At 64.7% G+C, this 21,943-nt stretch carries 17 protein-coding genes; 9 read left to right on the top strand and 8 right to left on the bottom strand.

Going from position 1 to position 21,943, the window contains the following annotated elements; genetic code table 11:
- Positions 1–12: 12 nt before the first annotated feature.
- The 5 genes from F0185_RS11995 (at position 13) to F0185_RS12015 (ending at position 4,893) form a co-directional block, all read left to right on the top strand.
- Positions 13–1,050: a branched-chain amino acid ABC transporter permease gene (locus tag F0185_RS11995; RefSeq protein ID WP_370664007.1), complete on the top strand. Its 1,038-nt coding sequence runs from the start codon at positions 13–15 to the stop codon at positions 1,048–1,050.
- A gap of 9 nt (positions 1,051–1,059) precedes the next feature.
- Positions 1,060–2,142, top strand: coding sequence for a branched-chain amino acid ABC transporter permease (locus F0185_RS12000; RefSeq protein ID WP_167224629.1), 1,083 nt, complete (start codon positions 1,060–1,062; stop codon positions 2,140–2,142).
- A gap of 262 nt (positions 2,143–2,404) precedes the next feature.
- Complete coding sequence (locus F0185_RS12005; protein WP_167224631.1) at positions 2,405–3,067, top strand: choice-of-anchor J family PEP-CTERM protein; 663 nt, start codon at positions 2,405–2,407, stop codon at positions 3,065–3,067.
- Between the two features lie 22 nt (positions 3,068–3,089).
- Entirely contained in the window at positions 3,090–3,470 is a 381-nt protein-coding gene (locus tag F0185_RS12010) for a post-PEP-CTERM-1 domain-containing protein (protein ID WP_167224633.1), read from the top strand.
- Positions 3,460–4,893, top strand: coding sequence for a PA domain-containing protein (locus F0185_RS12015; RefSeq protein WP_167224634.1), 1,434 nt, complete (start codon positions 3,460–3,462; stop codon positions 4,891–4,893). Before F0185_RS12010 ends, F0185_RS12015 begins: the two co-directional genes overlap by 11 nt.
- Before the next feature lie 91 nt (positions 4,894–4,984).
- Here F0185_RS12015 and ppa read toward each other — a convergent pair whose 3' ends face one another.
- The 5 genes from ppa to hemC all read right to left on the bottom strand — a co-directional run bounded on the left by ppa (position 4,985) and on the right by hemC (position 9,959).
- Positions 4,985–5,530 carry an inorganic diphosphatase gene (ppa, locus tag F0185_RS12020; RefSeq protein WP_166886100.1) on the bottom strand — a complete coding sequence of 182 codons (546 nt, stop codon included), beginning with the start codon at positions 5,528–5,530 and terminating at the stop codon, positions 4,985–4,987.
- 240 nt (positions 5,531–5,770) lie between these two features.
- Entirely contained in the window at positions 5,771–6,967 is a 1,197-nt protein-coding gene (locus tag F0185_RS12025; RefSeq protein ID WP_166886101.1) for a heme biosynthesis protein HemY, read from the bottom strand.
- Between the two features lies 1 nt (position 6,968).
- On the bottom strand, positions 6,969–8,150 hold the full coding sequence (locus F0185_RS12030; protein ID WP_167224637.1) for a uroporphyrinogen-III C-methyltransferase: 1,182 nt from the start codon (positions 8,148–8,150) through the stop codon (positions 6,969–6,971).
- Positions 8,147–8,917, bottom strand: a complete 771-nt coding sequence (locus F0185_RS12035; protein WP_167224638.1) for a uroporphyrinogen-III synthase — start codon at positions 8,915–8,917, stop codon at positions 8,147–8,149. Before F0185_RS12035 ends, F0185_RS12030 begins: the two co-directional genes overlap by 4 nt.
- A complete protein-coding gene (gene hemC, locus F0185_RS12040) occupies positions 8,910–9,959 on the bottom strand; it encodes a hydroxymethylbilane synthase (RefSeq protein WP_370664003.1) in 1,050 nt (349 codons plus the stop codon). Before hemC ends, F0185_RS12035 begins: the two co-directional genes overlap by 8 nt.
- A gap of 142 nt (positions 9,960–10,101) precedes the next feature.
- Here hemC and ppc point away from each other — a divergent pair, with 142 nt between their 5' ends.
- Positions 10,102–12,912, top strand: coding sequence for a phosphoenolpyruvate carboxylase (gene ppc, locus F0185_RS12045; protein ID WP_167224640.1), 2,811 nt, complete (start codon positions 10,102–10,104; stop codon positions 12,910–12,912).
- Positions 12,913–13,161: 249 nt separating this feature from the next.
- Positions 13,162–14,529: a PAS domain-containing sensor histidine kinase gene (locus tag F0185_RS12050; RefSeq protein WP_167224642.1), complete on the top strand. Its 1,368-nt coding sequence runs from the start codon at positions 13,162–13,164 to the stop codon at positions 14,527–14,529.
- Between the two features lie 186 nt (positions 14,530–14,715).
- Here the strand turns inward: F0185_RS12050 and F0185_RS12055 are convergent, their stop codons facing one another.
- Both F0185_RS12055 and rpoD read right to left on the bottom strand, forming a co-directional pair.
- A complete protein-coding gene (locus F0185_RS12055; RefSeq protein WP_167224644.1) occupies positions 14,716–15,162 on the bottom strand; it encodes a hypothetical protein in 447 nt (148 codons plus the stop codon).
- 201 nt (positions 15,163–15,363) lie between these two features.
- A complete protein-coding gene (gene rpoD / locus F0185_RS12060) occupies positions 15,364–17,931 on the bottom strand; it encodes an RNA polymerase sigma factor RpoD (protein ID WP_166886112.1) in 2,568 nt (855 codons plus the stop codon).
- 542 nt (positions 17,932–18,473) lie between these two features.
- On the opposite strand from rpoD, the gene F0185_RS12065 reads away from it, so the two are divergent.
- Both F0185_RS12065 and F0185_RS12070 read left to right on the top strand, forming a co-directional pair.
- The gene (locus F0185_RS12065) at positions 18,474–18,962 is read left to right on the top strand and encodes a ProQ/FINO family protein (protein ID WP_167224646.1); all 489 of its coding nucleotides are present in this window, start codon (positions 18,474–18,476) and stop codon (positions 18,960–18,962) included.
- A gap of 11 nt (positions 18,963–18,973) precedes the next feature.
- On the top strand, positions 18,974–19,582 hold the full coding sequence (locus tag F0185_RS12070) for a 3'-5' exonuclease (protein ID WP_167224648.1): 609 nt from the start codon (positions 18,974–18,976) through the stop codon (positions 19,580–19,582).
- A 48-nt stretch (positions 19,583–19,630) separates the two neighbouring features.
- Here the strand turns inward: F0185_RS12070 and F0185_RS12075 are convergent, their stop codons facing one another.
- Positions 19,631–21,688, bottom strand: coding sequence for a PQQ-dependent sugar dehydrogenase (locus F0185_RS12075; RefSeq protein ID WP_223164497.1), 2,058 nt, complete (start codon positions 21,686–21,688; stop codon positions 19,631–19,633).
- Positions 21,689–21,943: the final 255 nt, after the last annotated feature.

The following is a 21,943-nucleotide window of genomic DNA, read 5'->3' on the forward strand; positions in this document are numbered from 1 at the left end:
CAATCGCCTCCCGTGAGCGCGGCCACGGCGCTGCCGGCCGCGCCGCCCGCACCGAACGACACGCCCTTGCCGGCAGCCCGGCGCGACCTGGCGCCGCTGCTGCTGGTGCCGGCGCTGATCCTGTTCACCCTGCCGCTGGTGGGCAGCTTTCCCACCTGGGTCACCCTGACCATCGCCGGCCTGGCGATGGGCATGATGATCTTCATCATGGCCAGCGGCCTGACGCTCGTGTTCGGGCTGATGGACGTGCTCAACTTCGGCCATGGCGCCTTTGTCTCGGTCGGCGCCTACGCCGCCACCATGGTCCTCATTCCCATGCGCGGCTGGCTCGAGGTCGATTCGCTGGCGCTCAACCTGGGCGTGCTCGGGCTGGCGATCGCGCTCGCCATGCTCGCCACCGCGCTGCTCGGCTGGGCCTTCGAGCGCATCATCATCGCGCCCGTGTATGGCCAGCATCTCAAGCAGATCCTGATCACCATGGGCGGCATGATCGTGGCCGAGCAACTGATCAGCGTGATCTGGGGCGCCGAGCAGATTCCCCTGCCGCTGCCGGCCAGCCTGCGCGGCGCGGTGCTGCTGGGCGACGCGGCGGTCGAAAAATACCGGCTGGTGGCGGTCGTGATCGGCCTGGTGGTGTTCGTCGCCATGTTCCTCGTGCTCAACCGCACCAAGATCGGCCTCTTGATCCGCGCCGGCGTCGAAAACCGCGAGATGGTCGAAGCCATGGGCTACCGCATCCGCCGCCTGTTCGTGGCCGTGTTCGCCGCCGGCTCGGCGCTGGCCGGCCTGGGCGGCGTGCTCTGGGGCCTGTACAAGGAAACCCTGAACGCGGCCATGGGCGGCGAAATGATGGTGATGATCTTTATCGTCGTCATCATCGGCGGGCTCGGCTCGGTCGGCGGCTGCTTCATCGGCGCGCTCCTGATGGCGCTGGTGGCCAACTATGCCGGCTTCCTGCTGCCCAAATTCGCGCTGGTGTCGAACATCGCCCTGATGATCGCCATCCTGCTGTGGCGCCCGGCCGGCCTGTATTCCAACCTGCGCCGCTGAGGACACGCCATGCTCAATCAATTGCTATCGGGCGACTTGCCGCGCAGCCGGGCCTTGTCCGCCACCCTGCTGCTGATCCTGCTGGGACTGGCGCTGGCCCCCTTCATCACCAGCGGCGCGCGGCCCCTCAACACCGCCGCCACCATCTGCGTCTACATCGTGCTGGTGGCCTCCTACGACTTGCTGCTCGGTTACACCGGGATCGTATCCTTCGCCCACACCATGTTCTTCGGCATCGGCGCCTACGGCGTCGGGCTGGGACTGTCGCACGGCGAGCCGGGCTGGGGCGCGCTGCTGGGCGGGGTCGCGCTGGCCCTCTTGCTGACCCTGGCGCTGGCCCTGGTGGTGGGCCTGTTCGCGCTGCGCGTGCGCGCCATTTTCTACGCCATGATCACGCTCGCGGTGGCGGCCTCGTTTGCCGTGCTGGCCTCGCAACTGTCCGACCTGACCGGCGGCGAAGACGGCAAGACCTTCAGCGTGCCGGAATGGCTCACGCCGGGCTTTCGCCTGTTCGAGGCCGAGCTGTTCGGGCGCGCCATCGACGGCAAGCTGATCACGTACTACATCGTGTTCGGCGGCTGCCTGCTGCTGTTCCTGTTCCTGCTGCGCGTGGTCAATTCGCCGTTCGGACGGGTGCTGCAAGCGATCCGCGAGAACGAGTTCCGCGCCGAGGCGCTCGGCTACCGCACGGTGCTGTACCGGATCTGGGCGAATGTGCTGGCGGCCCTGGTGGCGGCCCTGGCCGGCGCGCTGATGGCACTGTGGCTGCGCTACGTCGGCCCGAAAACCATGCTCGGCTTCGAAGTCATGACCGACATCCTGCTGATCGTCGTCATCGGCGGCATGGGCACCATGTACGGCGCGGTGGTGGGCGCCACCCTGTTCATCCTGGCCCAGAACTACCTCAAGTCGCTGATGGCGCAAGGCTCGGCCGCGCTCGAAGGCGTGCCGCTGCTGGCCCAGGCCCTGCATCCGGACCGCTGGATGCTGTGGCTGGGCGTGCTGTTCGTGCTGTCGATCTACTTTTTCCCGATCGGCATCGTCGGTAAACTGCGCTTGCGAAAGATTGCCGCGCGAACCGCCGCCAACTGATCGTCCCGCTCTCTCCTTGGCGTCCCTGGGCTGGCAGGGACGCTTTTTTTCATCCCTCTTTTTCGTCCTTCTAACGCGCGCCATCAAGCTTCGTCGCGTTTGTTCATTGAAGTTCCCCGGATCACCCCGAAAACCCCGTCTGTTCATTAAGCGCACATCAATGCTGGCGCCACCTCCACTCCTATGATGAGTCAACCGTGGCCTCGCGCCTGCCAGCGCGAGTGGAAGTGCCATCCTTCTGGCAACTGCTGAAAGAACGACCATGAAACTCCATCAACACCTGATTGCCACGGCGGCCATCGCCATGGCCGCCGTGCTGCCCGCCGTGTCGCACGCCGCCGATCCGATCGTCGTCCTCAACGAAAACTTCAACGACATCGGCGCCCTCAGCAACTGGCAACTGATCAACAACAGCGTGCCGCCGGGCCTGTCCTGGTCGCAGGGCAACGCGGGCGTCTTCCCCGCCCCGTCCGGCCCGGCGTCGTCGTATGCCGCCGCCAATTTCCTGAGCGCGCAAAACGGCATGGGCAGCATCGACAACTGGCTGATCACGCCGGTCGTGACCCTGCTCGGCCCCAGCGAGCTCTCGTTTTTCACGCGCTCGGCCAGCGCCTCCGGCTTCGGCGACACGCTCGAAGTACGCTTTGCCCCCGGCAGCGGCAGCGGCACCGCCGGTTTCGACACCGTGCTCGGCGTGCTGGGCGGCATCTCGGACTACCCCACTGCCTGGCAGCAAGTCATTTCCAGCGTCGACTACAACGGCCAGGGCCGATTCGCATTTCGTTACATCGGAGACGCCTCGGCGGCGAACTATATTGGCATCGACGCTGTCTTAGTCACTACGGTGCCTGAACCGGGCGCCTACCTGATGCTGCTGGCCGGCTTGGGCAGTCTGGTATTGCTTCGCCGCAGGCAGCTAATGTGACCTCACCCAGGAGAATCCCGATATGTTGAGTAAAACCCTGATCAGCTGCTGCGCGCTGGCCGTCATCTCGACGGCTGCCGTGGCGGCAGAGCAATCCGCCGGCATGGCCGTGGTGCGCGACAAGCAAACCGGACAACTGCGTCCGGCCACCGCCGCCGAGCTGCGCGCCATGCGCGGCAACCTGCCGCAGCCGCAGGTCGCGCTCCCGCAGCCGCAGGTCAGCGTGCGCGCCGACGGCACCCGCAGCGCGCCGCTCGGCCAGCGCGGCGTGGTGTATTCAGTGGCCGCGCGCACGCCGGACGGCAAGCTGGTCCAGCGCTGCGTGGAAGGCGAAAACGACGCCGCGCATGCCGCCCATCACGATGCCGCCACGCCGGCCGGGGAGCGCCAGAATGAGCAATAAGCGCCCCTCCCTGCGGCAGGCCGCCGCCATCCTCGCCCTCGCCTGCTGCACCCTGGGCGGCGCGCATGCCGCAAGCACCATCACCATCGTCAACGGCAACGCGCCCAACGTCGGCTTCAACGATCCCACCCCGCTTGAGCCGGTCGGCGGCAACAGCGGGCGCACGCTCGGCGCGCAACGCCTGATCGCCTTCCAGCACGCGGCCGACATCTGGGGGCGCACGCTCAACAGCCCGGTGCCGATCAGGGTGGCCGCCTCGTTCGAGCCGCTCGAATGCAACGCCGATGGCGCGGTGCTCGGCTCGGCCGGCGCGACCGAAGTGTTTTCCGACTTCCCCAAGGCGCCCATGGCCAACACCTGGTATCCGGGTGCGCTGGCGAGCAAGCTGGCGGGCCACGACCTGGCCTCGCCGGGCCAGGCGCACATTCGCGCGCGCTTCAATTCCCGCCTCGGGCTGTTCCCCGACTGCCTGCCCGGTTCCGGCTTTTACCTCGGGCTGGACCGCAAGGCGGGCGAGCAGATCGACCTGGTCGCGGTCTTGCTGCACGAAATGGGGCATGGACTGGGATTCCAGAACTTCACCGACGAGGGCACCGGCGAGTTTTTCCTCGGCACGCCATCGGTCTGGGATCACTTCCTGGTCGACATCCGCAACAACAAAACCTGGGTCAACATGAAGGATGAAGAACGGCGCCTGTCGGCCATCGGCGGCGCCACCCTGTCCTGGAACGGCGAGCGCGTCTACAAGGCAGCCGCGCGCGTCCTCGCGTCCAAACCCCAACTGCTCATCAGCGGCATGGCGGCGGGCACGGCCAGCGGCGAGCACCCGATGGGCGACGCCTCCTTTGGCCCGCAACTGGGGCAAAACGCCGTGATGGGCGAGCTGATGCCGGTGATCGACCAGGGCAACGGCAGCGGCCTGGCCTGCACCCCGCTCAGCGCCGCCAACGCGATGGCCGTCAGGGGCAATATCGCCTTGGTCGACCGGGGCGCCTGTCCCTTCGTGACCAAGGCGCGCATCTTGCAGAACGCGGGGGCGCGCGGCATGGTGGTGATGGAAAACACCAGCGATCCGGTCAGCCCGCTCGGCGGCAGCGACCCGGCCGTGCGCATTCCGGCTGTACGCATCGACAAGGCCACCGGCGAGCGGCTCAAGTCGGCCATGCACCGGCGTTCGCGCACCTCGTCCGGCGTGATCGCCAGCCTGGGCGTCGATCCCGACAAACTGTCGGGCACCGACTGGGTGCGGCGCGTGCGCATGTACAGTCCCGAAGAATACTCGCCGGGCTCGTCGGTGTCGCACTACTCGGTCGATACCAAGCCGAACCAGCTGATGGAACCGGCCATCAACGCCGACCTGCTGCACGATGTGGTTCCGCCGCATGACCTGACCTATCCCTTGTTACAAGATATCGGTTGGTAACACGGCGCTGTAAACGCACAACGCGCTCCCTGGGGAGCGCGTTGTCTATTGCCTGATACCGCCGCTGTCACTGGCAACGGCGGTGGCGGGCTTACGCCTTGTCGGCTTTGTCTTTATCGTACGCGGCGATGCCGTTCATGATTTCCGCCTTGGCATCGTCAGGACCGCCCCAGCCTTCGATCTTGACCCACTTGCCTGGCTCCAGGTCTTTGTAGTGCTCGAAGAAGTGCTGGATCTGCTGCAGGCGCAGCTCATTCATGTCTTCCGGTTTCTGCCAGTGCTTGTAGATCGGCAGGATCTTATCGACCGGAACGGCCAGCACTTTGGCGTCGCCGCCGGCTTCGTCGGTCATTTTCAGCACGCCGATGGCGCGGCAACGCACCACGACGCCAGGAATGAGCGGGAATGGGGTGATGACCAGCACGTCGCACGGGTCGCCATCATCGGCGATGGTGTTCGGAACGTAGCCGTAGTTGCACGGGTAGTGCATGGCGGTGCCCATGAAGCGGTCGACGAAAATCGCGCCCGATTCCTTGTCCACTTCGTACTTGATCGGATCGGCATTCATCGGGATTTCGATGATCACGTTGAAATCGTTCGGCACGTCGCGGCCGGAGGAGACTTTATTCAAACTCATGGGATATCCTTAGATTGCGGAGGGGGTCAGTGGCCGACATTATAACGAAATTTCACGTGGGCTTGTGCATTGCAGCAAGTGGGGGCACACATCGAACGAAGCATCCAGCAGCTTCAAAACCGTCGCCCCCGTGCAGACGGGGGCCCAAGTTTGCTCCGTAGTCGATCACTGAGCGGCGAACTTAGGCCCCCGCCTGCACGGGGGCGACGGTTTTCAGGTTAGCGGTATTGACTAAACTGCCTACAAAATACTCGCCAGCGCACACTGCCTGAAATGCGCATTCGCCTCTTCGCGCTGCCCCAGCGCTTCGTGCATCTGCGCCAGCTTCAGGTGCGCCTCGCGCACCATGCGCGGCTCGGTCGCGTCCGACAAGGCCTGTTCCAGGTAACGCTGCGCCTTGCCCCACAGTTTCTGTTTCAGGCACAGCGAACCGAGCGTCAGCGCCAGCTCGGCGTCGGTCGGACGCTGTTTCATCCACGTTTCGCAATGCTCGATCTGGGCCAGCAAGGCGGGCGAACCGGCCTGCGCCGCGGACTCGCGGTATGCCCGCACCACGCGGTCGTCCCAGTCGGCGCGCAGCGCTTCTTCGGCGCTGGCGCGCGCTTCGTCGTGCAAGCCGCGCGCATTCAAGGCCGCCGCCGCCCGCGCCGCCACGTAGGGCTTGACCCGGTCGGCCGTCGGCACGCTCGCCCACACGCGCAGGATCGATTCGGCATCGTGCGAACTGTCGGACAGCAAGGCGTCGTACGCCAGTTCGCGCAGCCGCGCCGACAAGGCCGGATGCAGCGCCTTGTGCTTGTCGAGCGAACGCACCAGGCGCAGCACTTCCGGCCAGTTTTTCGCTTGCTGGTGCGCCTTCATCGACCATTGCAGCGCGTGGATGTGGCGCGTGCCGCTGGCGTTGAGTTCGGCCACGGCGTCGAGCGCCGCCTGCGGCTGGTGGTCGTCCACCAGCAGTTCGGTCATGGTCATCAGGCGCGCGGTTTTCAGCGCATTGTCGTGCGCCACCCCGGCCAGCCAGTTGTCGCGCCGCGCGCCCTGGCGCATGCGGTGCGCCGCGCGGGCGCCGATCAGGGCGGCGATGCCGGCGTTTTCGGGCAGTTCGGCGGCGCGCATGGCGGCTTTTTCGGCATGCCCGAAACGCCCTTCGAACAGGGCCTTGAGCGCGTCGCGCAAGCCCTTGTTGCCATCGCGTTCGCGTTTGCTCTTGCGATAGGCGGCCACGCGGGCCGGCATGCCGAAGGTGGCGCGGGCCGCGCGCAGCAGCGCGTACACGACCAAAAACAGCAGCGCCACGACCACCACGAAGAAATTGAGCGACATGTCGATCCGGTGCGGCGGGTAGAAAAACACCACGTTGCCCGGATTAAAGCGTGCCGTCACGGCAATGCCGATGGCCGCTGCCATCAGCGCGACTAACCAGAGAAGAAGGCGCATGTTATGGCTTCGCCTTGTAGTTGCGCACCGCGTTCAGGCTGTCGGACAGGGACGGCATCTCGATCGCCAGATTGCTGGCCTGGACCTGGCGCAGCAGCGCTTGCGCGGTCTGGGTGGTGCCGGCGCGCGTGTCGAAATACTTGGCCAGCGCATCCTGCGCCGCCACCAGGTCGTTGCGGAAAGCCACTTCATTGCGCGCCAGCAGCGCCATGCGCGCATTGAGCAGGCGCAGCTTGACGTTTTCGCGCACAAAGTAGGTTTCCGACGGCGAGAGCATCAGCGCTGCGGGCGTGTCGACGCGGCGCACGCGGATCAGCTGGCGCATTTCATCCCACATTTCGCCAGTCCAGCTCTGCCACACGTCCTGGACCTTGTCGAGCATCGATTCCTTGACCACGACCGGGGCCGCAACGCCGGCCACGCCCGCTTTGACTGCCAGCGGCGCGGCGGCTACCTTGTCGGCCCGCACCGGCTTGGCCGGCAGCGCCGGTTTTTCGTCGGCCAGCATCGGCAGCGTATTGACTTGCGTAATCACGTTGTCGAGGCGCAGCGCCACGCCGGTCAGGTCCAGCGCCGGCAAGGCCTTGAGCTTGTCGATGTCGCCGGCGATCGCGCGCCGGATGGTGATGAATTGCGGCTTGTCCGAGCGCGACAGCGAACGGTCGGCGTTTTGCAGCGCGATCAGCGCGCCCTGCACATTGCCGGCCAGTTGCAACTGCTGGCTGGCGGTCGAGAGCACCTGTTCGATTTCGGCCAGCGCCCATTCGTCGCGGTTCTTCGACAAATCCTGGTACAGCTGTTCCAGCGCCAGTTGCTGGCTCTGGGCTTCGACCTGGCGGTTTTCGAGCAGGCTCACCTTGGCCTGCAAGTCCTTGGTCTGGTCCTGCACGGTACGCGCCAGCACGCTCGTTTCGGTATTGACGACATCGCCCTTTTGCAGGCGGTTGGCCATTTCCATGCGCAGCTTGAGCAGATTGCTGCGGGTCGACCAGGCGTGCGCGGCCAGCAGCAGCGCCAGCAGGATCACCACCACCGTCATCGGACGCTGCAAGATGTCGCTCATGCTCTCGCCACCGGAGGCGCGGGCGCGCGCAGGCGGCGCACTGTACTGGTCCGCGGGAGCTGGCTGGGGTGCAGCGCCGGGCGCTGCGTTGTGTTCAGGTAATGTAGGCAATTCGTTCATGCTCGTGATTGTAACGCGGCAAGCAAACGTTCGTCGCCTGATCCGCACAGCGTCAAGCTGGTCAGGCCCAGCCCGCTTGCCGTCTCGGCAATACGGGCGTGCGGCACGATCAGGTGCTGTTGTTGCATTTTTTCCACAAGGGCCGGGTCGCCCAGCTGCGCCACCAGCGCCACCAGCCCGCGCAAGGCTTCGGAACTGGTGATGATCCAGTCGTTGTCGCCCTGCAAAATCGTGCGCAACTGCTGCGCCAGCGCCTCCGTCAGGGGCGGCACGGTGCGCCGGTAGGCCGGCACGGTGGCGACGATCACGCCGGCCGCGCGCAGCCCGTCGGCCATCAGCTCGCGTCCGCTTTCGCCACGCACGATCAGCACTTTCTGGCCGGCCAGGGCCGCCAGGTCGAGCGTCTCGAGCAGGTTTTCGGAGTCGCTGCGGGTCGGGTCGCGCGGGCTGACGATGGTGGCCGTGTTGTTGTTGATGCCATGCCGCTCCAGCGCCGCGCGGCTGCCCTCGCCCAGCACCGCCAGCGTCACCCAGGTCGGCCACACGGTAATGTGGGCGAACGCCGCATCGATCGCGTTGGGCGACACAAAGGCCACCATGGCGCAGTCGTGCATGCCGGCCAGCGCCGCCTTGAGCGGGCCCTGGTCCTCGAGCGCCGAAATGTCGAGCAGCGGCAGCAGCACCGCCTCGCGCCCGAGCGCCCTCACCTGCTCGGCCAGCGCGCCGGCTTGCGCCAGCGGACGGGTGATGATGACGGGATCAGGCATCGGCCGCAGGCGCGGTGGAGATGGCGGGCGTGGCGGCGGCGCCGGCGGCGGCGTCCGCCATGGCGGCATCGGCCTTGCACTCGGCCAGGATGGCGCGCGCGTCCTGGGTGTCGAGCAAGTCCGACACTTGCTGGCCGAGCAACTCCGGATCGTCGGCCGGGCCGCGCAGTTCGGCGTGCGCGCTGCGCTTGCCGTCCGGCGTGGCCACCATGGCGCGCAGGTGCATCACGTCGCCGTCGATGGTGGCGAAGGCCGCCAGCGGAATCTGGCAACTGCCGCCGAACACCTTCGACACCTTGCGCTCGGCCGCCACCCGCTGCGCCGTCGGCACGTGGTTCAGGGGCGCGAGCACTGCGCGCAGGTCGATGCCATTGGTGCGCCCGGAGACGATTTCAATCGCCATCGCGCCCTGCCCGGCCGCCGGCAGCGAGTGCGCCGGGTCCATCAGCGAGCGGATGCGCTGCGGCAGCCCCAGGCGCTTGAGCCCGGCGGCGGCCAGGATGATGGCGGCATAATCGCCGCGATCGAGCTTGCCCAGGCGCGTATCGAGGTTGCCGCGCAGCGGTTTGATCACCAGGTGCGGGTAGCGCGCCGCGATCAGCGACTGCCGGCGCAGGCTGCTGGTGCCCACCACCGCACCCGGCGGCAGCTCGTCCAGGCTGGCGAAGTCGTTCGACACAAAGGCGTCGCGCGGGTCTTCCCGTTCCAGCACGGCCGCCAGTTCAAACCCTTCCGGCAAGTCCATCGGCACGTCCTTGAGCGAATGCACGGCCAGGTCGGCGCGTCCTTCGGCCATGGCCACCTCGAGTTCCTTGACGAACAGACCCTTGCCGCCGACCTTTGATAAAGTACGGTCAAGGATCTGATCGCCGCGGGTCGTCATTCCGAGAATCTCGATGCTGCACTGCGGATATAATAAAGATAATTGCGCGCGAACATGCTCGGCCTGCCACATGGCGAGCCGGCTTTCGCGCGAAGCGATAATGAGCTTGGAGGGCTGCTGCGGACGCGAAGGCGTACCAGTCAATTCAGTTGCTTTCAAAACGGATTCTTTCACTGTCGTAAAACCTCAAACCGGTTATGGCAGTCATCGGCACATGCATAAGATCACAAATTTTATCATGCGTCCCCTTTGCAGAACCTGGCCAGAAGCCTTTGCACCAACTTTAACTCTGTGGTCCAACATGGTAAATTCATCCGCTGCACAAGAAAACCCTCCCCTCCTCGACAAGGACGCTCCGCTGAAAGAAGATATTCGCCTGCTCGGCCGCCTGCTCGGTGACGTGCTGCGCGACCAGGAAGGCGAAGCGGTCTTCGATGTCGTCGAGACCATCCGCCAGACCGCCGTGCGCTTCCGGCGCGAAGACGACGCCCAGGCCGGCCAGGACCTGACCGCCCTGCTGCACAAGCTCACGCGCGAGCAAACCATTTCGGTGGTGCGCGCGTTTTCGTATTTTTCGCACCTGGCCAACATCGCCGAGGACCAGCACCACATCCGCCGCCGCCGCGCCCACCTGCTGGCCGGCTCGGCGCCGCAACAGGGCAGCGTGAGCTTCGCGCTGTCCAAGCTGAAAGCCGCCGGCGTGGCCAGCGACACGGTGCGCACCTTTTTCAGCGACGCCCTGATTGCCCCGGTCCTGACGGCCCACCCGACCGAAGTGCAGCGCAAGAGCATTCTCGACGCCGAGCATGACATCGCGCGCCTGCTGGCCGAACGCGACCTGCCGCTCACGCCGCGCGAAAGGGTGGCCAACATGGCGCTGCTGCACGCGCGCATCGCCACGCTCTGGCAAACGCGCATGCTGCGCTACTCCAAGCTGACCGTGGCCGATGAAATCGACAACGCCCTGTCCTACTACCGCATCACCTTCCTGCGCGAGCTGCCCGGCCTGTACGACGACATCGAGGAAGAAATCGCCGCCCACTATCCGGACGGCGCCCAGGCGCTGACCGATAACTCCTACGTCCAGATGGGCAGCTGGATCGGCGGCGACCGCGATGGCAACCCGAACGTCAACGCCGGCACCATGCAGCACGCGCTGGTGCGCCAGGCCACCACCATCCTCGACTTCTATCTCGACGAAGTGCACGCGCTCGGCGCCGAGCTGTCGATTTCGACCCTGATGGTCGGCGCCAGCCCCGCCCTGCAAGCGCTGGCCGACGCCTCGCCCGACCAGTCGCCGCACCGCAGCGACGAACCATACCGGCGCGCCCTGATCGGCATCTACGCGCGCCTGGCGGCCACCGCCCGTGCGCTGGGCGCGACCAATATCATGCGCCGCGAAGTCGGGCACGCCGCGCCCTACCTCGACGCCGCCGGCTTCTGCGCCGACCTGGACGTGCTGGCCGATTCGCTGCGCGCCAATCACGGCCAACTGCTGGTCAAGCCGCGCCTGGCCACGGTGCAGCGCGCCGCCGCCATCTTCGGCTTCCACCTGGCCTCGCTCGACATGCGCCAGACCTCGGACGTGCACGAACGCGTGCTGGCCGAACTGTTCGCCGGGGCCGGCGTCGAAGCCGACTACACCAAACTGAGCGAAGAACAAAAGGTGCAGCTGCTGCTGGCCGAACTGGCGCAACCGCGCCTGCTGTATTCGCCGTACGCGGAACTGAGCGAGGAAACCGCGTCCGAACTGGCGATCCTGCGCGCGGCGAAAGATATCCGCCAGCGCTACGGCAAGCGCGCGATCCGCAACTACATCATTTCGCACACCGAGACCGTGTCCGACCTGCTCGAAGTGCTGCTGCTGCAAAAAGAAACGGGCCTGCTGCGCGCGCGCGACAAACAGCTCGACGCCATGGTCATTCCGCTGTTCGAAACCATTCCCGACCTGCAGCGCGCGGCCGGCATCATGAACGAGTGGATGGCGCTGCCGCTGGTCAAGGAACTGATCGCGCACCAAGGCCAGCTCCAGGAAGTCATGCTCGGCTACTCGGACTCGAACAAGGATGGCGGCTTCCTCACGTCCAACTGGGAGCTGTACAAGGCCGAGATCCACCTGGTCAAGGTGTTCCTTGATGCCGGCGTCAAGCTGCGCCTGTTCCATGGCCGGGGCGGCACGGTCGGCCGTGGCGGCGGACCATCGTATGAAGCGATCCTGGCGCAGCCGCCGGGCACCGTCAATGGCCAGATCCGCCTGACCGAACAGGGCGAAATCATCGCCTCCAAGTTCTCGAACGCCGAAATCGGCCGCCGCAACCTGGAACTGCTGGTCGCCGCCACCCTGGAGGCAAGCCTGATGCCGCATGCGGCCGAAGGCGCCAAGGCGCAGCAACTGGGCCGCTTCGAAGCCATCATGGCCGACCTCTCCGGGCGCGCCTACAAGGCTTACCGCAACCTGGTCTACGAAACGCCGGGGTTTACCGACTACTTTTTCTCGGCCACGCCGATCGCCGAAATCGCCGAACTCAATCTCGGTTCGCGTCCGGCCTCGCGCAAGTCGACCAAGCGCATCGAAGACTTGCGCGCCATTCCGTGGGGCTTCTCGTGGGGCCAGTGCCGCCTGCTGCTGCCGGGCTGGTACGGCTTCGGCTCGGCCATCACGCAATGGGTCGAGGAAGGCGAGCGCGACGAAAAAATCGCGACCCTGCAAGCCATGTTCAAGGAATGGCCGTTTTTTGCCACCCTGCTCTCGAACATGGACATGGTGCTGGCCAAGACCGACCTGGCGATCGCCTCGCGCTACGCCGGGCTGGTGGCCGACGTCGAACTGCGCGAGCGCATCTTCAAGCGCATCGCGGCCGAACACGGCACCACCTTGCGCTGCCTGGAGATGATCACCGGCGCGCATGAACGCCTGGCCGGCAATCCGCTGCTGGCGCGCTCGATCCAGAACCGCTTCGCCTACCTCGATCCGCTGAACCACTTGCAGGTCGAGCTGATCCACCGCCACCGCGCGCTGTCGGGCGAACCGGGCAAGGTCGACGAGCGGGTCCATCGCGGCATCCACCTGTCGATCAACGGCGTGGCCGCCGGCCTGCGCAACACGGGTTAAGGCCCCGCGCGGCGGCGGGCGCCGCCCGCGTGTCCCCTCGGCCATCCGCCGCCAGCCTGGCGCCGGATGGCCGTTTTTTGTCCACGCCCACCCTGCGCCGCGCCGCACGGCGTGGATTGAATCAATTCTCCAACACTACATGCACGCGGCATACGGGCGATTCGTTGTCCTGTACAAATTGCACCGGCCTCAACAAGTTGGCATAGAATGAACTGACCAACAACCTGTCTGAAACACGAGGGGGTGCGCATGAAAACGTGGAGCGTGGAGTCGCTTTGCCTGACCGTCGCCGCCATCGTGCTGGTGCTGGCGTCGCTGGTGGGCTTGATCGCCGTGAGCGACGCCCACGCGCTGCCGCGCTGGCTGTTCTCCCTCGTCATTGCGCTGTCCGGCGCCGCGCTGGTGGCCAGCCTGCGCATCCGCGCGCTGGCCATCGCGCGCAACCATGCCCAGAGCCGCTACCGGCACTTCATCGACACCGCCCACGAAGGCGTCTGGACGCTCGACGGCGCGGCCCGCACCACCTTCGCCAACGCCCGCGTGGCCCAGATGTTCGGCGCCACGCCCGGCACCCTGCTGGGGCGTCCGATGCACGAGTTTCTGGGCGAAAATCCACCCCGCGACCTCACCGAGATGACCAGCGCCGACACCGCCCATGTCGGCTGCACCCACGACCTGTCGTACCGCCGGGTGGACGGCAGCATCGGCTGGGCCATCGTGAGCGGGCGGCCGATGCTGGGCGACGATGGCATGGCCGCCGGCACCTTGCTGATGCTGACCGATATCACCGGGCGCAAGGCGGCCGAGCTGGAACTGGCGGCGGTGCAGATCGGCCTGGAAGTGCGCATCCGCATGCGCACGGCCGAGCTCGAGCGCAGCAACGCCCGGCTGCGCATCGAAGTGGCCGAGCGCCAGATGGCCGAGAATGCGCTGGCCGAATCGTTCCGCGAGCTGCGCCAGTTGAGCTCCCATCTGGAAACGATCAAGGAAGACGAGCGCAAGCGCATCGCCAAGGGCATCCATGACGAGCTGGGGCAGAACCTGATGGCGCTCAAGATCGACGTGGAAATGCTGCACGCGCGCGCCAGCCTGCGTCATCCGCTGCTCAAGCGCAAGGTAGGCGACGTGCTCGACACCATCGACCTGACCATCCGCTCGGTGCGCGCGATCATGAACGATCTGCATCCGAGCACCCTGGAACTAGGCTTGCCGGCGGCCGCCGAGTGGCTGGTGCAACAGTTCGGAAAGCGCAGCGGCATCGCCACCTCGCTCACCGTGGTCGAGGGTGACGGACCGCTGCCGGACAGCCACCACACCGACGTCGTTTTCCGCATCATCCAGGAGTGCCTGCTCAACATCTTGCGGCACGCCAAGGCCACCCGGGTCGAGATCGGGCTCGATATCGGCATCGAATACCTGACCATCACCATCGTCGACAACGGCGTGGGCATGGGGCCGGGCGACGCCGCCAAGGTGGCCTCGTTCGGCTTGCGCGGGATCCGCGAACGGGTCGATGTGTTCGGCGGGCAGATGGTGATCGACAGCCGGCCGGGCGGCGGGACCACCCTGGCGATGATGATTCCGCTCGAGAGCGAGGCGGCGGCGCTGGAGGATTAGCGCGGATACAACAATACACAAAATGTAACAGACAAGCGTGTGGACGTATGTACAATGGACCCCGGTAAAGCAGGTGCGACAAGGTCGGCCTGGTTTATTGACTACCCCCTGTTTGCGCGTCCGGGCCTTCCGGATGCGCATTTTTTTCGGGTGATCAGATGGGTGTCTTGTTTTTCTCCGATTCCATTATCTCGGCGTTCTTTTCATACTGTCGCTCAGCCATTTTTCCCTGGTCAGATTGCAATTCTTCAGGATCGCCTCCGATGGCGTATTTGCAATGAAGTAGTCTTCGCGCTCTTTTCCCTTCAGCTTCGCGGGGGCGTAGACAAAGGTATCGGTCGCGTCGCAGGTCGACGCCAGGTTGTTGCTCGCCGCTTTACGGTGGGCGTGCTCCGCGCTCATACACGCCACATCGCTCATGAAGCCGACCGGATCGAATTTCTTCTTGCACTCGGCCAGTTTCGCGTGCCTTGCCGTGGTGTCGCCGAGATAGCGTGCCACCAGCGCCGGATCGGGCGTGGCCATGCTCGCTGCAAAGGCGGCCGCAGGCGCCGCCATCAGGGCGACAGCGAGCAGCAAGGTGCGGCCGGAAAAACGGCGTGGAGATGTGATTTGCATTTTTCCCTCAATCAATCATGAAATAATAGCCTTCAAGCATAGCATTTTTAACAATGCGCTGGGAAACATTTATTGCCATTAAGTCCACACCGGCACGCCGGGCGTCCGTGAAAACCGATGCCGCCGTGGCGCGGACGTAAAAAAACCGTGCGCACCCGAGGGTGGACACGGTTTTTTCGCCATCGCGCCAGCCAGGGCCGGCGCGACCAACGCTACTTAATGGTTGTGCAGGAAGCTCTTGAGCTTGTCCGAACGCGACGGCTGGCGCAGCTTGCTCATCGCTTTCGCTTCGATCTGGCGAATCCGCTCGCGCGTGACGTCGAATTGCTTGCCCACTTCTTCCAGCGTGTGGTCGTTCGACATCTCGACACCGTAGCGCATACGCAACACTTTGGCTTCGCGCGGGGTCAGCGAATCGAGCACTTCCTTGATCACATTGCGCATCGACGCGTGCAATGCGGCGTCCAGCGGCGCCAGGGTGGCGTTGTCTTCGATGAAGTCGCCCAGTTGGGAATCGCCATCCTCGCCCATCGGGGTTTCCATCGAAATCGGCTCTTTGGCGATCTTCATGATCTCGCGAACCTTGTTCTCCGGCATTTCCATCTTCAGGGCCAGGGTCGCCAGGTCCGGCTCGCTGCCGGTTTCCTGCATGATCTGGCGCGAAATACGGTTCATCTTGTTGATCGTTTCGATCATGTGCACCGGCACCCGGATGGTGCGCGCCATGTCCGCGATCGAACGCGTGATCGCCTGGCGGATCCACCACGTCGCATACGTGGAGAACTTGTAGCCGCGACGATACTCAAACTTGTCGACCGCCTTCAACAGGCCGATATTGCCTTCCTGGATCAGATCGAGGAATTGCAGACCACGGTTGATGTATTTCTTCGCAATCGAAATCACCAGGCGCAAGTTGGCAACAGTCATCTCGCGCTTGGCGTGACGCGCGCGCTTTTCGCCGGCCGCCATCTGCTTGTTGATCTTGCGCAGGTCGGCCAGCGGCAAGGCCACGCGGGCTTGCAGGTCGATCATGCGCTGTTGCAGTTCCTTGATCGCAGGCACGTTACGGCTCAATACCACGCTGTACGGATAGGCGCAGTCGACTTCGCGGTCGACCCAGGCCAGGTCGGTCTCGTTGCCCGGGAATACCTTGATGAAGTGGGCGCGCGGCATGCCGCAGCGGTCCACGCAGATCGCCAGCACGGCTTTTTCGATATGGCGCACTTCATCCATCTGGCCGCGCAGGGTGTCGCACAGCTTTTCGACGACCTTGGCGGTGAAACGGATGCCGAGCAGCTCGTTCGAAATGACTTCCTGCGCCTTGACGTAGTTCTTGGTGCCGTAGCCATCCTTCTCGAAGGCCTTGGCCATCTTGTCGAATTCGGTTTCGATGATCTTGAACTTGTCGAGTGCGTTCCTGCGCAGCTGGACCAGCTGTTCGGCCGAGAAACCAGCCGCGCCGCCATTGGCGTCGCCGTCTTCTTCCTCGACTTCTTCTTCCTCTTCTTCGTCATCTTCCGACGGGGCGGCGTGCACCACCGGCGCGGCCGGGGCCGAGCTCTCGTTGTGATCGACAAAACCGTCCACCACTTCGTCGACCTTGAGGTCGTCGTTGGCGATCTTGTGCGACAGCGCGATGATTTCGGCGATCGTGGTCGGGCAGGCCGAAATGGCCTGGACCATGTCTTTCAGGCCGCCCTCGATGCGCTTGGCGATTTCGATCTCGCCTTCGCGCGTGAGCAGCGCGACCGCGCCCATTTCGCGCATGTACATGCGGACCGGATCGGTGGTGCGGCCGAAGTCGGAATCGACCGTCGACAGCGCCGTGGCCGCGGCCGCTTCGACTTCGTCGTCGCTGGTGGCGGTGGCGACCGTATCGGTCAGCAGCATCATTTCAGCGTCCGGCGCGCGCTCGTAGACCGCGATGCCCATGTCGTTGAAGGTGGCGATGATGCCTTCGACCGCTTCCGGATCGATGATGTTTTCCGGCAGTTGATCGTTGATCTCGGCGTAGGTCAGGTAGCCGCGCTCCTTGCCCATGTTGATCAGGTTCTTGATCTGCTGGCGGCGCCGTTCCATATCCGCTTCCGAGGCTTTCGGATCGGCGGCCAGCATGCCGTTCACGCCGCCCTTGGCCTTGCGTTCCTTGGCTTTCGAGACCGCTTTCAGTTCGGCGCGCTCGACCGCATTGAGCGCGGCGACTTCATCGTTTTCGGGCGTGAATTCGCTCGGTTTGCGGCCACGGCGGCCCGGTACCTTGACCGATGGCAGCAGGTAGCCGGAGGTATCGATCGCGGCCAGCGCGGCCGCGTCCGTGGTCTGGCTGACCGCCTGGCCGGCGGTCTGGATCATGGTCGGCTCCGGGTCCATTTTCTTGACCGCGGTACGCGCCTTGGGCGCCACCTTCATGCCCGGCACCAGGTCGGCGTCGACCCCGGCGACCAGGTCGGGACGCACGGCCAGCTTGGAGCGCTTGCGCACCACCACCGGCACGGCGGCGCCGTCGGCGGCCGGCGCGGACGCCAGCATGGTCTCGGCAACGACCGATTCCTGGAGCGCGTGCTCGATGGTCTCGGCAGGCGCACCCACCTCGACCAGTTCGACCGGATCGGCCGCGGCCATCACCGCGGCCAGGCGCGAACCCTTCTTGACCACCGTGACCTTGGCCGCCGCTTCCGTTTCGAGGAAGTAGGAGGTTGCGGTTTTCGGTACGGCCAGTTGGGCACTGCTCTTGCGCGGCGCTTTGGTGGCGGTCAGGGTTAAGGTCTTCGCGGTGTTCTTCATTAAAACTCCAGTCAATAATCCACCCGAGCTCGGCGTACCGCGCTCGATGGAACGTGTATCAGGATGGCCCTAGCTAAGGGCGATGTAGCCGAATTGCAAGCACGACCGGATGCATCGATGGCCCTGGTGGGCGTACCCCGTGCGGGGGTGCTGTGGTGCGTATGCTATGATCAAAATGGCGCTGTGCATGGCGGAACGAAAAAAAGCCCGTGGCAAAACGGGCTTGAATCTATTTTCAGATGAACAATAGAAGAGACAATCACCATTATGCACCATGGCGAGATATCGCGATAATTGATATATCGAATACCAGATATAAGCCAAAGATATAATCTTGACTGATAACCGCCGGTGCCGGGACGCCTTCTACCTGCTGACTGAACCTTCTGCGCTTCGTCAACCCGCGCGCAGGGCAAGAGGAGCATGATACACGATTTCGCGCCCTTCCGCGCATGCGCGCAATGCCCAACAGCGAATAAAATCCACGCACGCGCCTATGGCCGCATGCTATCCTTCCGGTTCCAGCTCTTACAATGAAGTCAATGAATACAACTAGTCTTGCCGCCGAGTCCGCGGACGTTCCCGTCACCGCACCCGCTCCAGCCCCTGCTCCTGCTTCAGCTCCAGCCCCCGCGCAAAGCGCGCGCTCCCTGCTCAAGCAATTGCAACAACAGTTCCCCGCCTTTCGCGACTGCCTGCCGCTGGCGATCGGCATCGACAAGCAACTGCTGGCGCGTGTTCCCGGCCTGGACCGCAAGACCATGCGCGCCGCGCTGGGCATCCATACCGGGTCCCTGCGCTACCTGCGCGCGATGGAAAAAGCCACGGTCCGCTACGACCTCGACGGCGTAGCCGGCGCGGAAGTGACCGACATCCACCGCACCCACGCCAAAGAAACCTTGCAGCAACGCTTCAAGAAAGAAGCCGAGCGCAAGAAGGCCGAACGCGACGCCGCCCAAGCGGACGAAGCGAACCGCCTGCGCCAGGAAAAGCTGCTCCAGCTCGCCTCCAAGTTCTCGCGCAACGGTTGATCCCGGCCTCGATGACGACCGATCCGGACGCGTTGTTGCCGCCTTACGACGGCATCACGATGGCCAGCGTACGCATGGTCCGCTCCGAACAGGATGCGGCCGGCGCGCTGGCGGCGCTCTCCTCGACCGACGTGCTCGGCTTCGACACCGAATCGAAGCCGACCTTCCTCAAGGGAGAACTGTCGACCGGCCCGCACCTGGTGCAGCTAGCAACTGACGAGGTCGCCTACCTGTTCCAGATCGGCGCCGGGCCGGCGGCCGAGGTCGCCGTCAGCGTGCTCAAGGCCGTGCTCGAATCGAAGTCCATCCTGAAGGTGGGTTTCGGTTTGAAGGATGACATTTTGCGCCTGCAAGGCAAACTCGGCATCGACGCCCACAACGTGCTCGACCTGTCGACCGCGCTGCGCAAGGGCGAACGCAATACCCTTGGCGCGAAAACGGCGGTGGCGCGCTTTTTCGGCCAGAAGCTGCAAAAATCCAAGAAGATCACCACCACCAACTGGTCGCTGGCGCGTTTGAGCGACAAGCAGATCCTGTACGCGGCCGACGACGCGCATGTGGCCTTGCGCGTGTACCGTCGCTGGCGGGCGGACCAGGCGGTGGCCAAGGCCGCGCTGTAAGTCTTCATGCCAGCAAGCGGGCTGCCCCTCAGGGCAGCCCGCTTCGGTTTACGGCTTCAAAATCACTTTCCAGATCTTCGTGTTCGTATTGTTCGGCACGCTATCCTTGTCGCCGGCGGCGTCGCTGTTGGCCATCCACACATTGCCGTCAATCGTCGGTTCCACCGTGCGCAGCCGGTCGTAGGTGCCGACAAAAAACTGCCGGGCATTGATCAGCTTGTCTCCGCTGATGTCGCTGCGATACAAACGCTTCCCTGCCAGGCAGGCAACGTACAGCGCATTGCGGACGATGGCGATGCCGCTGCACGATCCTTCCGAATTACGATACGTCGTTTTCGGCGCGACATACCCCGCCGTTGCACAGCCAGTCCCGGCGCGCGAGGTGACGCCTTCGCAATTCGGCCAGCCGTAGTTGCCGCCTTTGACAATCAGGTTGGTTTCGTCCTGCGAATCGCCAAACTCCTGCTCCCACAAACGCCCGCTGGCGTCGAAGGCCAGTCCCTGTGGATTGCGGTGACCGTAACTCCAGACATAGTTTCCGAACGGATTATCGGCCGGCGGCGTGCCGTTGGGATTGAGCCGCAGGACTTTACCGGCCAGATTGCCGGTGTCTTGCGCATACGCGCCGTTTTGCGCGTCGCCCGTGGTGGCATACAGTTTGCCGTCCGGGCCGAAGCGCAAGCGCCCGCCGTTATGGTATTTGTTACGACCGATGCCCTTGAGCAGAACCTCGAGCGACGCGATGTCGAGCGTGCCGTTCAGATAACGCAGGCGCACGATGCGGTTGTCCGTCGCGCTCGTGTGATACACATATAGCCAGGAATCCTGGTCCGGGAAGCCGGGCGGTATTGCCAGGCCGAGCAGCCCGCCTTCGCCATCGGTGCCTTGCACGTTGGGAATCACGCCCACGGTCTTCTTCACGCCGGTAACCGGGTTCAGCAAGATGATGTCGCGCGCGTCGCGGCGGCTGTATAGCACCGTTCCGTCCGGCAGCGCAGCCAGGCCCCATGGAATATCGGTGTCGGTCGCCACTTGTGCCGCCGAACAGATGACGTCGGCGCAGGCACTGCCGGACGTCAGCGACAAGGTCGTGCCGCGTGGCGACACATTGCCCTGTGCATCGCGCGCTGCAAGCGTATATTGGTACGTCGTGCTGGCAGCGAGCCCGGCATCGGTGTAGCCGAGCGAACTGGTGCTGCCGGCAAGGCGGTTGTTGCGGTAGATGTCGTAGGCGGTCACGGCGACGTTGTCGGTGGCGGCAGCCCAGTTCAAGGTGGCGGTGGTGCCGGCAACCGTTCCCCGCAAATCGGTGGGGACGGATGGCGGCTGGGTGTCCACCGTGCATTGCGGCACCTTGACCGGAAGCGAGGTACTGGCCTGCGACACGTTGCCCGCCGCATCACGCGCGTTGACGTACACGCCCCAGCTCGCTCCCGGCGTCAGCACCAGCTGGGCCGTGAGCGTGCTGGCGTTGACCGTGCCGAGCGCTTGCCCGTCGCGATAGATATCGTAATAGGCGACCCCGACGTTATCGGTGGATGCCTTCCAGGTGAGCGTGGCGGAGCGGCACGCCAGGGCGGCGATGGCCAGGCCGTTCGGCGGCGTCGGCGCCTGCGTGTCGGCCGGCGGAGGCGTTGTTGCACCGACTGACCATTGTTGGTGGGAACTGCCTTCGCAGCGCCACATATCGATCCCGGTCCCATTGGCGGTGGCGCCGCCCTTCACGGTCAGGCACAGCCCCGACTGCGCGTTGACGATGGTTTTATCCAGCCTGAGCGTCCATTTCTGATTGGCGCCGCCGTTGCATGTCGTCGATTGCACGATGGCCTGCGGCTGGGTGCTTGCACCGCGCACGTCCAGGCAGCGGGCGCCGTCGAAGGTTTTCAATTCACCGGCGGCGGAAAATTCCCACTTCTGATTGGCGGCGCCGTGACAGTCGAAGATGACGACCGGTGTGCGGGGTTGCTGGCTACCCTGGTCGACGTCGAGGCACCGTTGTGAAGCGCTGCTGATGAGCGTTGCGGGCGTTGCCGACCATGCCGGCAGGGCCGTCAATCCGCCAAGGGCGACAATCGCATACATCACCGCACAACGGCTTGCGGTCACGCGGGGAGCTTGTGGATAGGAATATATCGCGTCGTTCGGGGAAGCTCGCATCAGATTCGTCCTCATGAATGCGGTGGGAAGGGTACGCCCTGGCAAAGTTGGCGCAGCGGGAAACGATCCGTCGACACGCATCTCCAGGACTGCAAGCGAGGGTCGCCGGCGAACGTGCATACATGAACTTTTTATAACTATACAGCCCGAATGGCGGACTGGACAGCTCGATTCACGCAGCCCGGCACATCAACAGGCGCCAGG

The sequence above is a fragment of the Massilia rubra genome, from assembly GCF_011682065.1.
Lineage (GTDB): Bacteria > Pseudomonadota > Gammaproteobacteria > Burkholderiales > Burkholderiaceae_D > Telluria_A > Telluria_A rubra.

Coding starts and splice junctions, on each gene's coding strand:
- F0185_RS12000 (WP_167224629.1), top strand. CDS start 1,060: ATGCTCAATCAATTGCTATCGGGCGACTTGCCGCGCAGCCGGGCCTTG.
- F0185_RS12005 (WP_167224631.1), top strand. CDS start 2,405: ATGAAACTCCATCAACACCTGATTGCCACGGCGGCCATCGCCATGGCC.
- F0185_RS12010 (WP_167224633.1), top strand. CDS start 3,090: ATGTTGAGTAAAACCCTGATCAGCTGCTGCGCGCTGGCCGTCATCTCG.
- F0185_RS12015 (WP_167224634.1), top strand. CDS start 3,460: ATGAGCAATAAGCGCCCCTCCCTGCGGCAGGCCGCCGCCATCCTCGCC.
- ppa (WP_166886100.1), bottom strand. CDS start 5,530: ATGAGTTTGAATAAAGTCTCCTCCGGCCGCGACGTGCCGAACGATTTC.
- F0185_RS12025 (WP_166886101.1), bottom strand. CDS start 6,967: ATGCGCCTTCTTCTCTGGTTAGTCGCGCTGATGGCAGCGGCCATCGGC.
- F0185_RS12030 (WP_167224637.1), bottom strand. CDS start 8,150: ATGAACGAATTGCCTACATTACCTGAACACAACGCAGCGCCCGGCGCT.
- F0185_RS12035 (WP_167224638.1), bottom strand. CDS start 8,917: ATGCCTGATCCCGTCATCATCACCCGTCCGCTGGCGCAAGCCGGCGCG.
- ppc (WP_167224640.1), top strand. CDS start 10,102: ATGGTAAATTCATCCGCTGCACAAGAAAACCCTCCCCTCCTCGACAAG.
- F0185_RS12050 (WP_167224642.1), top strand. CDS start 13,162: ATGAAAACGTGGAGCGTGGAGTCGCTTTGCCTGACCGTCGCCGCCATC.
- rpoD (WP_166886112.1), bottom strand. CDS start 17,931: ATGAAGAACACCGCGAAGACCTTAACCCTGACCGCCACCAAAGCGCCG.
- F0185_RS12065 (WP_167224646.1), top strand. CDS start 18,474: ATGAATACAACTAGTCTTGCCGCCGAGTCCGCGGACGTTCCCGTCACC.
- F0185_RS12070 (WP_167224648.1), top strand. CDS start 18,974: ATGACGACCGATCCGGACGCGTTGTTGCCGCCTTACGACGGCATCACG.